Annotated in this window: 6 protein-coding genes; 2 read left to right on the top strand and 4 right to left on the bottom strand. The window is 71.3% G+C overall.

What is annotated here, in order from left to right; all coding sequences use genetic code 11:
* Positions 1–16: 16 nt before the first annotated feature.
* Positions 17–3091: a transglycosylase domain-containing protein gene (locus tag LCHO_RS17275; RefSeq protein WP_012348470.1), complete on the bottom strand. Its 3075-nt coding sequence runs from the start codon at positions 3089–3091 to the stop codon at positions 17–19.
* 427 nt (positions 3092–3518) lie between these two features.
* Here LCHO_RS17275 and LCHO_RS17270 point away from each other — a divergent pair, with 427 nt between their 5' ends.
* On the top strand, positions 3519–5633 hold the full coding sequence (locus LCHO_RS17270; protein WP_012348469.1) for a putative bifunctional diguanylate cyclase/phosphodiesterase: 2115 nt from the start codon (positions 3519–3521) through the stop codon (positions 5631–5633).
* A 40-nt stretch (positions 5634–5673) separates the two neighbouring features.
* Positions 5674–9675 (top strand): response regulator, encoded by a 4002-nt coding sequence (locus tag LCHO_RS22335; RefSeq protein ID WP_012348468.1) that lies wholly within the window; start codon positions 5674–5676, stop codon positions 9673–9675.
* 36 nt (positions 9676–9711) lie between these two features.
* On the opposite strand, the gene xdhC is transcribed toward LCHO_RS22335, so the two are convergent.
* The 3 genes from xdhC to xdhA are packed head-to-tail and all read right to left on the bottom strand — an operon-like array spanning position 9712 to position 14514.
* Positions 9712–10548 (bottom strand): xanthine dehydrogenase accessory protein XdhC, encoded by an 837-nt coding sequence (gene xdhC / locus LCHO_RS17260; protein ID WP_012348467.1) that lies wholly within the window; start codon positions 10546–10548, stop codon positions 9712–9714.
* Between the two features lie 13 nt (positions 10549–10561).
* On the bottom strand, positions 10562–12925 hold the full coding sequence (gene xdhB, locus LCHO_RS17255; protein WP_012348466.1) for a xanthine dehydrogenase molybdopterin binding subunit: 2364 nt from the start codon (positions 12923–12925) through the stop codon (positions 10562–10564).
* The gene (xdhA, locus tag LCHO_RS17250; protein ID WP_012348465.1) at positions 12922–14514 is read right to left on the bottom strand and encodes a xanthine dehydrogenase small subunit; all 1593 of its coding nucleotides are present in this window, start codon (positions 14512–14514) and stop codon (positions 12922–12924) included. Before xdhA ends, xdhB begins: the two co-directional genes overlap by 4 nt.
* Positions 14515–14566 lie beyond the last annotated feature (52 nt).

The raw sequence follows: 14566 nt of genomic DNA, 5'->3' as shown, positions 1-14566 counted from the left end.
TGCGCATGCTCAATCGTCAGCGGCCGACCCCCGCGCTGGCGCGCTGGGTGGCGTCGTCGGCCGCCGCGCTGCAGGCGTCGTTGTCGACCAGCGGCTTGAGCATCGGCACCAGCGACTTCAGCAGCTGCGTGGGCAGCGCGCTGGTGAACTTGTACTTCTCGGCATGGGGCGCGTGGGCGTAGACCATCACGGTGCCGAAATAGCGCTCGCCGATCAGGAACACGAAGGTCGCCGTGCGGTTGACCACCCGGGTCGAGATCAGCTGCCCGCGCGGGCCGTAGACGTCGTAGCGGTGGTCGCCGGTGCCGGTCTTGCCGCCGATCTCGACCGCGCTGCCGTCGCTGCGCACCAGCGAGCCGCGCAGCCGCCCGGCGGTGCCGCTGGCGACCACGTCGGTGAGGGCGCGCCGCACGGTCAGCGTGACTTCGGCGGGCAGCACCCGCTCGCCGGCACCGGCCCGGCGCGTCAGGTGGGTTTCATAGGGCGTGTCGGTGGCGAAGGCGAGCGACTCGATGCGCGAGGCCGGCAGCCGCATGCCCTGGTTGACGATGATGCCCATCAGCTCGGCCAGCGCCGCCGGCCGGTCGCCCGAGGCGCCGAGCGCGGTGGCGTACGACGGCGTGAGCGATCCGAACGGATAGCCCAGGCGCTGCCAGCTGCGCTGGATCGTGGCGAAGGCCTCGAACTCGAGCAGCTGGCGGATGCGCACGTCCTGCGCCTGCTTGTGGCGGGTGCGGAAGATCCAGCCGTAGACCCGCTGGCGCTCGTCCTTGCTGGCGGCCAGCACGGCCGGCAGGCGCGCGCCGGGGTTCTGGCGCAGGTGGCCGACCAGCCAGAGCTCGAGCGGGTGGATGCCGGCCACGTAGCCCTGGTCCTCCAGGCTCATGTTCTGCGCCCCGTACTTGTCGAGCAGCGACTGCACCGCCGCCGGCGTGAGCCGGGTGCCGGGCAGGCGCCGGGCCAGGAAGGCCCCCAGCGCGTCGACCCCGGACGTCGGCTCGAGCACGCCGAACACGGCCGCCAGTCGCGGCGGCGTGGCGCGCAGGTCGCGCAGCAGCAGGTCTTCGGCCTGCTCGCGGGTCAGGCCGCGGTACTTGGTGTGGAACGAGGTCAGGAACTGGCTGCCCTCGCGGTCGGCAAAACGCGCCAGGTATTCGCGCCGGGCCGGATCGGCGGGGTTGCTCAGCAAGGCGGCGCCGGGCGACTGCGCCAGCACGTGGCGCACCACGTCGCGCATGATCCGGATGAACGGCAGGTTGACCGAGCGGCGGAACGATTCGCGCACCGTGAGCACCCGGAAGTTGTCCTCCGGGTCGAAGTTGACGAAGGTGTGCACGCCACCGCCGGTGAAGAAGCTTTCGCCGGGGTCGGCCGAATAGGTGCGCAGCATGGCCGCCTCGAGCATCGCCGGCAGGCTCTTGTCGGCGGCGCCCAGCAGGTGGTTGCGGGCCCAGCGCGCCAGGTTGTCGTTGTCGACCGGCTTCAGCGCCAGCAGCGCCGTGCGGTCGAGCCCGCTCCAGCGTTCGTGCAGCTGCGCCACCAGTTCGAGGTAGCTGACCAGCGTGCGCAGCTTGGCGGTCGAGCCGAGGTCGAGGCGGGCGCCTTCGTTGATGTCGAAGGGCTGGTCGACGTTGTCGGTCTGCGCGCGCAGCAGGTTGGCGCGTTCGCCGCGCTCGTAGAGCGTGAAGCTGAACTGCAGCTTGCTCGGGTCGTCGCCCGGCTTGAGCAGGTGGTGGCCGTACAGCCCGGCGGCGCGGGCGGCCTCGGGCTCGCGCAGGCTGACCAGGGTGCGCGTCAGCGCCTGCTGGGTCGCGCCGTCGAGCGTGCTGTCGACGCTGAGGTCGAGCCGGTCGAGGTCGTAGGCGCGTGGCACGCCCAGCAGGTTCGACAGCCGGCTGCGCAGCGCCGTGCTGGCCTTGCGTTCGGTGAACGGTGCCATCGTCTCGCGTGGCGGATTGGGCAGCCGCTTCAGGGGTGCGGCCAGCGCCGCGTCACGCAGCGCGGCGGGGATCACGCCGGCCTCGGCCATCACGCGCAGGTAGCTGTTGGTCAGGTCGGCCAGCGAGCCGTCGCTGCCCGCGCCCAGGTAATGCGAGGGCCGGCGCTGCGCCACCATCAGCGACAGCGCCTGCTTGAACGCGGCGGCCTTGCGCTGGCGCTGCTCGAAGGCGCCGGGCCCGGCCGGGTCGTCGGCCTGGCTCAGCAGTGCGGTGACTTCGTCGAAATCACGCCCGTACCAGGCCCACAGGCCGTCGCCCATGCCGTTGACCTCGCCGAAGCCCGGACGCGCCGCCAGCGGCACGGTGTTGAGGTAGTTGACGACGATCTGGCGCCGCCGCGGCAGGGTGTTCTCGCCGTCGAGGTAGGCGCGCAGCGAGGCCGACGCCATCTGCCGCAGCTTCTCGGCCGCCGAGTCGGTGCGGCCGTCGGGCGAGTGGCGGTATTTCTCGAGCTGCGTGGCCAGCGTGCTGCCGCCGGGTGTGCGGTGGTCGTCGCCCACCAGGCGCAGCGCCTGCTCGCCCACCGCCTTGCCGAGCCGGGCCCATTCGACGGCCGGGTTCAGGGTCGGCCGGTCGGCATCGAGCAGCTCGCGGTTCTCGATGAACAGCAGCGACGCCACCAGCAGCGGCGGCACGGCGTCGAAGCCCTCGAAGACCCGCTTCGGGTAGCGCGCGCTGTAGAGCGGCGCGTTGCGGCAGTCGCGCAGCGTCAGCCCGGCCTGGTCCTTCTCGGCGTAGATGGTGAACAGGCCCTGATCGCGCAGCGCGATCTGGCGTGCCGACATGCGGGCCTGCGCCGTGACGTCGAACTGCTGCGCCGACAGGCGCTCGATCAGGCCGGGCAGCTGGTGGTAGCCCAGCCGCGCGTCGTAGGGGCCGTCGCCGGGGTAGCGGATCGCGTCGCTGGGCCCGAGCTCGAGCGTGTGCTTGAGTTCGCCGCTCAGGCGGCTGATCAGGCGGGCCTGCAGGCGCGAGGTCTGCACCTCGTCGACAATCAGCGCCACCAGGGCGCCGACGGCGGTGGCCACCAGGCCGATCGACAGCAGCCTGACCCAGTGTTTGCGGGTCACCGGCTTTGCTTGTGCGTCCAAGGCGTGACTCAGGTTGATGCAGAGATCTTCAAGATAGCTGCAATGTGCCAGCCCCGGTGTGGCGCCTGCGCCATGTCGCGCCCTGAATCAAGGGTCATCGCTCCAGTTTGAGCGCCGGTTTTTCCGCTTGTTGCATGCCCTTGCGTTTCAAACCCCGATTTACGAAAACGCCACAGTACCGATGGCATCGGGCGTGTCCGCCCGAGCGCGTCGTCCGACACCCCGGTTTTCAGTTTTGCGACTATCGGCCGTCATCGAGCCGAAGGCATACTGTATTGCCTCGCCGTTGCGCAACGATGTCGACCCGGCCCCCGAGTGAGCTGCCGCCACCGTGCGGGGGCGCGTCGACTTCGTGTCAAATCCGGCTGGCGGGCGCGCGCCGAACCTGTCCCCGTTTCCTGTCCCTTCACCAGTTCCGAACACCGTCATGTCGAGTCTGCCGCGGGTTTTCATAGTCGACGACGACGTGGCGGCGATCCAGCTGCTCTCGCGCATCCTTGAGCCCCAGTACACCGTGTGTTTCGCGACCTCCGGTGCCGACGCCCTGACGCGCCTGGGCCACGACCGCTGCGACATCGTGCTGCTCGATGCGCAGATGCCCGGCATGGACGGCTTCGAGCTGCTGCGCCGCATCAAGCGCGACCCGTATCTGCAGGGCATGCCGGTGGTCTTCGTCACGGCGCATGTCGACGAGGCCAACGAGTCGCTCGCCCTCGCGCTCGGTGCCGCCGACTTCATCACCAAGCCCTTCAGCCCGCCGGTGGTGCACGCGCGCGTGGCCAACGTGCTGCGTCTGTACCGCGACAACGCCGAGAACCTGCAGCGCAACGAGGCGCGCTGGATCTTCGCGGTCGAGGGCGCGGAGCAGGGCGTCTGGGACTGGGATCTGCGCGAGCACAGCGTCACGCTGTCGCAGCAGTGGCGCATCCTGCTGGGCGACGACGAAGGCGCGGGCGACACCAGCGTCGACGCCTGGCGCGCACGCGTCCACCCCGACGACGCCGCGGCGGTGCAGCGCCGCCTCGACCGCCACCGGCGCGGCATCAGCAGCGGCTACGAGAGCGAGCACCGCATGCGCTGCGGCGACGGCAGCTACGTCTGGGTGCTCGAGGGCGGGCGGGTCGTGCAGCACGACGAGGCCGGTCGGCCGATGCGCATGATCGGCACGCTCAGCGACATCTCGCGCCGCAAGGAAGCCGAGGCGCAGGCCTTCAGCCTGGCGTTCTACGACCCCGTGACCGAGCTGCCGAACCGCCGCCGGCTGGTCGAGCTGCTGCGCTTCAGCCTGGTCGGCGACCAGCTCGGCCAGGGCAGCGCCACGCTGTGCCTGGTCGACCTGGACCATTTCAAGCTCGTCAACGATGCCCACGGCCACGATGTCGGCGATCAGCTGCTGCGCCAGGTCGCCGTCCGCCTGAAGGCCTGCGTGCGCCAGCAGGACATCGTCGCGCGGCTCGGTGGCGACGAGTTCGCCGTGCTGCTGATGCACGAGCGCCGCTCGGCGGTCTCGCCCGCCGCAGCTGCCGAGGCGGCCGGTGCCAAGCTGCTGGCGGTGCTGGCCGAGCCCTACGCGATCGGCGACCACCTGCACCACTGCAGCGCCAGCATGGGCGTGGTGGCGGTCGATGCCGACAAGGCCGAGCAGGCCGAGCAGCTTCTGAAGTGGGCCGACATCGCGCTCTACGAGGCCAAGCGGGCCGGCCGCGGCTGCCTGAGGTTCTTCGATCCGGCGATGCAGGCGGCGGTCGAGGCCCGTTCGGCGCTCGAGGCCGAGCTGCGCACCGCGCTGGCCTGCCGGCAGTTCCAGCTGGTCTACCAGCTGCAGGTCGGCGACCGCTCGGCCGCGCTCGGCGCCGAGGCCCTGGTGCGCTGGCACCACCCGCAGCGCGGCGTGATCGGCCCGACCGAATTCATCGCGCTGGCCGAGGAAACCGGCCTGATCGTGCCGCTCGGGCGGGTGCTGCTCGAGCAGGTCTGCGAGCAGCTGTGCGCCTGGGAGCGCGACGCCGATCTCGACGACCTGACCGTGGCGCTCAACATCAGCGCCCGCGAGCTGCACGAACCCGATTTCGTCGACTTCGTGCTGGCCACGCTGGCACGCACCGGCGCGCCGGTGCGCCGCCTCAAGCTCGAGCTCACCGAGAGCGCACTGGTGGGCGACGTCGACGACATCGCCGCGCGCATGCACCGCCTGCGCGACCACGGCGTGGGTTTTTCGCTCGACGATTTCGGCACCGGCTTCTCGTCGTTGTCCTACCTCAAGCGGCTGCCGTTCGACCAGCTCAAGATCGACCGCTCGTTCGTGCGCGACATCCTCGAGGACACCGTCGACGCGCGGCTGTCGCGTGCCATCGTGGCGCTGGCGGCCAGCCTGGGCCTGAGCGTGGTGGCCGAAGGGGTCGAGCTGGCGGCGCAGGGCGACATGCTGCGCGAGTTCGGTTGCCGGCAGTTCCAGGGCTTCCTGTACGGCGTGCCGATGCCCGCCGCAGAGTTTTCGAGCGTCCTGCGCGCCGCCCGTCGAGAAGCTGGCGCGGTGGTCTAGGCGGCGTGCCTAGAATCGCTCGGCAAAGAGGTGCCGTGCCGTGTTCAGCAGCCAGTCCGACGAGCCCCCGCTCCCCCCGCAGATCGATGACACGACCGCCTGGCCGGCGCCACGCCCGCGCGCCGGCTGGCAGGGCCTGCTGCTGCTGGGTGCGCTGAGCTTCGGGCTCGCCACCCTGGCGCTGCTGCTGCTGCGCCAGCCCGAATCGATCGCCAGCGTCTGGTGGGCCAATGCGGTGGCCGCCGGTTTCCTGGTGCGCCACGCACGCGCCGCCTGGCCGGGGCTGCTGCTGGTGAGCGCACTGGCGATCACGCTGGCCAACATCGTGCTTGGCAACCCGGTGATCACCGCGCTGGCCTTCATGCTCGCCAACCTGGTCGAGACCGGCCTGATGGCGCTGATGATCGTGCAGGTGCGCTCGCGTCAGCGGCCGTTCGGCGGGCCGTCCACGCTGCTGGCGATGCTGCTGGCCGCGGCCGTGCTGCCGGCCGCAGCCAGCGCCAGCGTCGCCACCGTGCTGCTCGGCGCGCTGGGCGAACCGGTGCCCGCGGCGATCTGGACGGTCTGGTTCCAGGGCGCGGTGCTCGGTGCGGTCGCCACCTTGACGATGGTGCTCGAATGGCCGCTCGGTCCCCAGGCGCAACCCCTGCGCCGGCGCGATCTGGCGCTGGTGGCCGGTGCCGCGCTGGCCTGTGCGCTGATCTCGGCGCTGGCGATCCGCTCGATGCCGCACCCGTTCGTCTACGTGTCGGCGGCGCTGGTGGTGGCCGCCGTGCAGTTGCCGCTGTGGGGCGCCGGGCTGGTGGTCTTCACCTCGTCCCTGGCGATGTCGGTGGTGGTCGGGCTCGGCACGGTGCCGGCCGGCCAGGATCCCCCGCTGTTCGCGTCGGGCTGGGTGACGGTGCTGCCGCTGCTGCTGACGATGCTGCCGCCGCTGCTGCTGGCGGCCGCCCAGGCCCGCGGGCGGCGCGACCGTCACCGGCTGGCCAACAGCGAGGCGACCTTCCGCCTGGCGATGGAACGCTCCGCGCTCGGCATGGCGCTGGTCACGATCGACGGCCGGATCCTGCGCAGCAACCCGGCCCTGCAGCAGATGCTCGGTTACGGCGCCGACGAGCTGGCGCAGATGCGCACCCGCGAGCTGCGCCACCCCGAGGATCCCGAGCTCGCCGGCAGCGGCCTGCAGCAGCTCGCCAGCAGCGAGGGCGGGCGCTACAGCGCCGAGCGCTGTTATGCGCACCGCGACGGCAGCAAGGTCTGGGTGCAGCTGAGCGCCGCGCTGGTGCGCGACGAGCGCGGCCAGGTGCTCTACACGCTGATGCAGGTCGACGACGTCACCGAGCGGCGCGACCGCCTGGCCGCGCTGCAGGCCAGCGAGCGCTTCCTGCGCTTCATCGCCGACAACGTGCCGGGCATGCTGGCGTACTGGGATCGCGACGAGCGCTGCGTGTTCGCCAACCGGGCGCACATCGAGTGGCTCGGCCATGACCCGACCCGGCCGCCGCAGCCGCGCCTGGCCGACGTCATCGGGGCCGAGCGCTACGCGCTCAGCAAGCCGCACATCCGCGCCGTGCTGGCGGGCGAGCCGCAGCAGTTCGAGCGCGGCCACACGGCCCGTGACGGCAGCCTGGTCGACGCCTGGCTGCAGTACGTGCCCGACATCGAGGACGGCGTGGTGCGCGGCTTCTTCGTGCAGGTGTCCGACATCACCGAGCTGAAGGCGGCGCAGCGCAAGCTCGCCGACGCCAACGCCGAACTCGCCGCCCGCACCCGCCAGGCCGAAAGCGCCAACGCCGCCAAGAGCGAGTTCCTGGCCAACATGAGCCACGAGATCCGCACCCCGATGGCGGCGATCGTCGGCCTGAGCCACCTGCTCGAGAACAGCCGCCTCAACCCCGACCAGCAGGACCTGCTGCGCAAGATGCGCGGCGCCAGCAAGTCGCTGATGGCGGTGATCGACGACGTGCTCGACCTCTCCAAGATCGAGGCCGGCGAGCTGCGCATCGACCGCAGCGCGTTCAGCCTGCAGGCCCTGCTCGACGACCTGCGCGGCCTGATGGCGCTGAGCGCGCACGACCGCACCCTCGAACTGGTGATGCGCTGCGACGCCGGCCTGCCCGACCAGCTCGACGGCGACCTGATGCGGCTGCGCCAGGTGCTCAACAACCTGCTGTCGAACGCGCTCAAGTTCACCACCGTCGGCGAGGTGCTGCTGCAGGTCGCGCTGGTGGCGCGCCAGAGCGGGCGCCTGCGCCTGCGCTTCACGGTGCGCGACAGCGGCATCGGCATCTCGGCGGCCGAGCAGGCGCGGCTGTTCCGGCCGTTTGCGCAGGTCGACGCCAGCACCACCCGCCGCTACGGCGGCACCGGCCTGGGCCTGGTGATCTCGCGCCGGCTGGTGCGCCTGATGGGCGGCGACATCAGCTTGCGCAGCGCGCCGGGCAAGGGCAGCGAGTTCAGCTTCGATCTCTCGTTCGACGTCGACGAGGCCAGCGTGCCGGCCGGCGCCGGCGGCGCGCCGATCCACGTGCTGGTGGTCGACGACCACGCCCTGCAGCGCGCCGTGCTGTCCGAGGCCGCGGCCAGCCTCGGCTGGCGCGTCGAAGCGGTGGCCAGCAGCGACGCCGCGATCGAACGCACCGTCGCCCAGGCCGCCGCGGGCGCGCCCTTCGACGCGCTGGTGCTCGACTGGCAGATGCCCGGCCGCGACGGCCTGGCCACGCTGGCGCTGCTGCACCGGCGGCTGGCCGAATGCGCCGCCGACGGCGTGTTCGCCGAGATGCCGCCGCTGGTCATGACGGTGGCGCCGAGCGAAGAAGACGCCTTGCGGCGCGAGCCGGCCGCGGCCTCGATCGATGCCGTGCTCTGCAAGCCGATCATGGCGAGCACGCTCGCCAGTGCGGTGGCCGCGGCGCGGGCACGTCAGCGCAGCGGCACGGCCTGGCCGGCCGACCCGGCCGCGCAGGCGGCGCAGCGCCTGCCGCACGTGTGCGTGCTGGTGGTCGAGGACAACAGCATCAACCTCGAGATGGCGCGCCTGATCCTCGAGCGCGAGGGCGCCCTGGTCAACGCCGCCGGCAACGGCCGCGAGGCGCTCGACCTGCTGCAGGCCCGCCCGGACGCCTTCGACATCGTGCTGATGGACCTGCAGATGCCGGTGATGGACGGCTTCGAGGCCGTGCGCCTGATGCGCGAGCGCGCCGACCTGCAGGCCGTGCCGGTGATCGCGCTGACCGCCGGCGCGCTGCCCAGCGACCGCGAGCGCGCCCATGCGGTGGGCATGAGCGACTTCATCAGCAAGCCGTTCGAGGTCGAACACCTGGTGCGCACGGTGCGCGCCCATGTCCAGCGGGTGCGCCGCGAGGTGCTGTCCAGCCACGTGCCGGCCGTGCTGGCGCTGCCCGCCGACTGGCCGGCGATCGACGGCATCGACGCGCAGTCGGCGCACGGCCGCATGCTCGGCGACGAGGCGCTGTTCAAGCGCCTGCTGGCGCGCCTGTTCGACGAGTTCGGCGGCATTGCCGGCGAGCTGCGCCAGGCGATCGACGCCGGCTTCGTCGAACAGGCGCGCCAGCAGGCGCACAAGCTGCGCGGCGTCGCCGGCAACCTGGGCGCGCATCCGGTGCACGTCGTGGCGGGCGCGCTCGAGACCGTGCTCGAACAGGTGCCACGGCACGCCGGCACGCCGCTGAACGCCGAGCTGATGTCGCGCATCCAGGCCATGCTGGCCGAACTCGGCGCGGCGATGGTGCGCCTGCAGGTGGCCAGCGCGCCGACCTTGCAGACGCTGCTGCAGCCGCCGCCGCCTCGCCCCGAACGTGTGGCGCCGCCGCCCACCGCCGGCGAGCTCGACGCGCTGGTGCAGGCCCTGCGCCAGAACGACCTGACGGCGCTGCGCCTGTTCAAGGCGCTGTCCGATGCCCTGGCGGGCCAGATCGAAGGCAAGTCGTTCGCGAACCTGCGCATGTGCATCGAAGGCCTGCGTTTCGAGCAGGCGCTGGCCGAGCTGCAGGACGCCGGGCTGATCACGCGCACGCGCTGAGCCTCGAGAGCCCGAGCCTCGTCCGTGCGGCCCGGTTCAGCCCGTGCCGCCGGCCAGCAGCTGCGCCACCACCGCGATCGCGATCACTTCGGGCTCCTTGCCGGCGATGCCCGGCACACCGATCGGGCAGGTCAGGCGCGCCAGCGTGTCGGCGCCGATGCCGCGCTGCTCGAAGCGGTGCATGAAACGCCCACGTTTGGTCTGGCTGCCGATCAGGCCGCAGAAGGCGAAATCGCCGCGCCGCAGGATCGCCTCGGTGATGCGCAGGTCGAGGTCGTGGCTGTGCGTGAGCACGAGGTAATGCGAGAGCGGCGGCGCGACGGCCACCTCGGCTTCGACCGGCTCGACGCAGACGCGTTCGATGTGTGCGGGCTCGAACGCACCGGGCCGCAGCGGCGGGAATTCGGCCTCGCGTTCGTCGATCCACTGCACCCGGCAGTCGATGCCGGCCAGCAGCGCGACGATCGCCCGGCCGACGTGGCCGGCGCCGTAGAGCTGCAGGTGGAAACGTGGCGTGGCGGTGCTCCAGGCCGCGAGCGCGTCGGCGGTCAGCGGCTGCAGGCGCAGCGTCACGCTGCCGCCGCAGCATTGGCCGAGCGCGGGGCCGAGCGGGAAATGCAGATCCAGCGGCGCGTGCGCCAGCGCGGCCAGCCGCTGCGACCCTGCCGCCAGCAGTTCCTGCGCGGCCTGGATCGCCTTCAGCTCCAGGTGCCCACCACCGATCGTTCCGGCCACCTCGCCGGCGCTCACCAGCATGTGCGTGCCGCTCTCGCGCGGCACCGAGCCGCGATGCGCCACCACGCTGACATCGACACACGGCACGCCGCTCGCCAGCCATTGCCGAGCGGTGGACAACAGCGCGGCGTGACTCATGCCCGTGGCCCGATCACGCCGTGGCCGCGCCTTGCACCGCCATCACCGCATCCAGGATTGCCTCGCTGGTGGCCGGTGCGCGCAACGGCGGCTGCGTGCGGTGACCGCCCGCCGCCGACACCGCGTCGCGGATCGCCAGGAACACGCTGAACGGCAGCAGCAGCGGCGGCTCGCCGACCGCCTTGCTGCGGTGGATGGTGTCGGCGCTGTTGCGGTTCTCGAACAGCTTGACGTGGAAAGCTTCGGGCACGTCGTTGGCGGTCGGGATCTTGTAGGTGCTGGGCGCGTGCGTCATCAGCTTGCCCGTCTTGGGGTGCCACCACAGCTCCTCGGTGGTCAGCCAGCCCATGCCCTGCACGAAGGCACCTTCGACCTGGCCGATGTCGACGGCCGGATTCAGCGAGGCGCCCACGTCGTGCAGCGCATCTGCGCGCAGCAGCTTCCATTCGCCGGTCAGCGTGTCGATCAGCACCTCGCTGACGGCGGCGCCGTAGGCGAAGTAGAAGAACGGCTTGCCCTTGAGCGTCTCGCGGTTCCAGTGCAGGCCGGGCGTGGCGTAGAAGCCGTCGCTCCACAGCTGCACGCTGCCGAAATACGCCTGCGTCGCCAGTTCGGCAAAACCGATGCGGTGTTCGCCCGCGCTGACGACGTCGTTGCCGAACACCACCGCGTCGGCCGACACCTGCCAGCGTCGGGCGATGAACGCGGCCAGCCGCGCGCGGATCTGCCGCACCGCGTCCTGCGCCGCCTTGCCGTTGAGGTCGCTGCCGGTCGACGCCGCGGTGGCCGAGGTGTTGGCCACTTTCTGCGTGTCGGTGGCGGTGACACGCACGCGCTCGAAACCCACGCCCAGTTCGTGCGCCACCACCATCGCCACCTTGGTGTTCAGGCCCTGGCCCATCTCGGTGCCACCGTGGTTGACCAGGATCGAGCCGTCGGCGTAGACGTGCACCAGCGCGCCCGCCTGGTTGAAGTGCGCGACGTTGAAGCTGATGCCGAACTTCACCGGCGTCAGCGCCAGGCCTTTTTTCAGCACCGGGCTGCTGGCGTTGAAGGCGTCGATCTCGGCGCGACGCCCGGCGTAATCGGCCTCGCGGGCGAGCTGCTCGACCAGCGGGTGGATGACGTTGTCTTCGACGACCTGCTCGTAGGGCGTGACGTTGCGATCGGTCACGCCGTAGAAGTTGGCCTGCCGCACCGCCAGCGCGTCGAGACCGAGCTGGCGCGCGATGCCGTCGAGGATCCACTCGACAGCCAGCGCGCCCTGCGGCCCGCCGAAGCCGCGGAACGCGGTGTTGCTCTGCGTGTTGGTGCGCGCGCAGTAGCCGCGCATCGCCACGTTCGGCAGCCAGTAGGCGTTGTCGAAGTGGCACAGCGCACGTGTCATCACCGGCGGCGACAGGTCGGCCGAATGGCCGGCGTTGGCGATCATGTCGATCGTCACGCCAAGCACGTGGCCGGCGTCGTCGAAGCCGACCTCGTAGTCGAACTCGAAGCCGTGGCGCCGGCCGGTGATCAACATGTCGTCGTCGCGATCGGGCCGCAGCTTGACCGGCCGGCCCAGCCGCTGCGCGGCCAGTGCGGCGATGCAGGCGAACGGCGCCGATTGCGACTCCTTGCCACCGAAACCCCCGCCCATGCGCCGGCACTGCACCTGCACCTGGTGCGACGACAGGCCGAGCGCGTGAGCCACCAGGTGCTGCATCTCGCTCGGGTGCTGGGTCGAGCAGTGCACCAGCAGGCCGCCGTCTTCCTGCGGGATCGCATACGAGATCTGGCCTTCGAGGTAGAACTGCTCCTGGCCACCGAGGCTGAAACTGCCGTTCAGCCGATGTGGTGCGGCGGCCAGTGCGGCGGGGGCGTCGCCACGCGCGAGCTTCATCGGCGGCACCACGTACTGCTGCAGCGCGTGGGCTTCGCGGGCCGTCATCACTGCCGGCAGCGGCTCGGCGCGAATCGCCTTCTTTGCGAGGTCGGCGGCGCGGCGGGCGAGGTCGCGCGTTTGAGCGATCACCGCGAACACCGGCTGGCCGACGTAGCGCAAGGTGCCTTCGGCCAGGATCGGCTCGTCGTGCACGATCGGGCCACAGTCGTTCAAGCCCGCCAGATCGGCGGCGGTGTAGACCGCCACCACGCCGGGCTGGGCGCGCAGCAGGTCGAGGTCGATGCCGAGCAGCCTGCCGTGCGCCAGCGGCGACAGGCCCAGCGCCGCGTGCAGCGTGCCGGCCACTTCGGGGATGTCGTCGATGTAGGGCGCGGCACCGGCCACGTGCAGGTGGGCCGATTCGTGTGCGCGATTGACGCCGACGCGGCGTGGATCAGGCGCGTCGGCTGTTGCGTCGATCGGCTTGGCGAAGGCGTCGTTCAGGACATTCATGCGGCCTCCGATTCGGTCGGGTTGGCGGTGTTCCAGACGCGGGTGTGCGTCGCGTCGAGAGGCGCGTCGAGGCGGGTTTCGAGCCACAGCCGGCGCAGCAGATTGGCGGCCACCGTGCGGCGGTAGGCGGCGCTGGCGCGCAGGTCGTCGAGCGGCTGGAACTCCTGCGCCAGCGCGACTTGAGCCGCTTGCAGCGTGGCCTCGTTCCAGGGCTGGCCGAGCAGCGCGACTTCGGCGCCGACCGCGCGTTTCACGGTCGCGGCGAGGCCGCCCCAGGCCAGGCGCACATGGCCGATCACACTGTTGGCATCGAGCTTCAACGCGAATGCGCCGCATAGCGCCGAGATGTCGCTGTCGTAGCGCTTGGAGACTTTCCAGACCCGCACGAGGGTGTGTGCATCGGGCAGCGGCACGCGCAGTTCCTGGATGAACTCGCCCGGCGCCAGCGCGTTGACCATGTAGCCGAGGTAGAAGTCTTTCAGCGCGACCGTGCGCGTGACGTCGCCCAGGCGCAGCACGAGTTGTGCATCGAGCGCCATCAGCACCGGCGCGCCGTCGCCGATCGGCGAGCCGTTGGCGATGTTGCCGCCCAGCGTGCCGGCGTGGCGCACCGGCGGCGAGGCGAAACGCTTCCAGACTTCGGTCAGCTCGGGCGTGGCCGTGGCGAGCGCGGACCAGGCGTCTTCCAGGCTCACGGCCGCGCCGATGTGCAGCGCGCCGTCGATGACGGCCAGCCGCTTCAGCTCGGCCACTTCGCCGATGAAGTGCAGCTCGCCCAGGTCGCGGAACAGCTTGTTGACCCACAGGCCGATGTCGGTGGCGCCGGCCAGCAGGCGTGCCTGCGGGTTGGCGAGGCGCAGCGCGGCCAGTTCGGCCACCGTGCGCGGCGCGTGGAAATGGTCGGTGCGCGCGATGCCGTCGGCGATCACGGCCGGGTTCTGCGCGGCGTAATGCAGCGGCGCATCGTGCGCCAGCGCCTGCAGCGCGGCGGCGATCGGCGCGGCGTCGATGCGGGCGGCGGTGGCGTCGCCGAGCCGCATCGCGGCGTCCAGGATCGGCCGATAGCCGGTGCAGCGGCACAGGTTGCCGGCCAGGTCGTCGGACAGCGTGGCGCGGCTGGCGGGCTGATCCGTTGCCGCCTGGCGCTCGTGCACCGTGGCCATCGTCATCACGAAACCGGGCGTGCAGAAACCGCATTGCGAGCCGTGGCAATCGACCATCGCCTGCTGCGCGGGATGCAGCTGACCTGCCGGCAGACCGCAGGCGCGTGGCAGGTCTTCGACCGTGATCAGCGCCTTGCCGTCGAGCGTGGGCAGGAAAGTGAGGCAGGCGTTGAGGTTGCGCAGCCGCAAGGTCGAATCGCCGCTGCCGATCAGCGTGGCGCCGGGTGTCTTGCGGTCCTGTTCGGTGGCGAGTTCGGCCACGATCACGGTGCAGGCGCCGCAGTCGCCCTCGTTGCAGCCTTCCTTGCTGCCGGTGCAGCGCTGGTCTTCGCGCAGCCACTCGAGCAGGCTGCGGGTGGTGGGTGCGCCGGCAACGGTCTGCACGCTGCCGCGGTGATGGAAACGGATGGGCCGGGTGTCGGTCATGGATCGTTCGTTCCTGCTGGGGGCTGCTCGGGAATCACCCGCACCATACTCC

Origin of the sequence: Leptothrix cholodnii SP-6 (genome assembly GCF_000019785.1) — a bacterium.
GTDB lineage: Bacteria > Pseudomonadota > Gammaproteobacteria > Burkholderiales > Burkholderiaceae_C > Sphaerotilus > Sphaerotilus cholodnii.
This window is presented reverse-complemented; position numbering and strand designations above follow the sequence as displayed.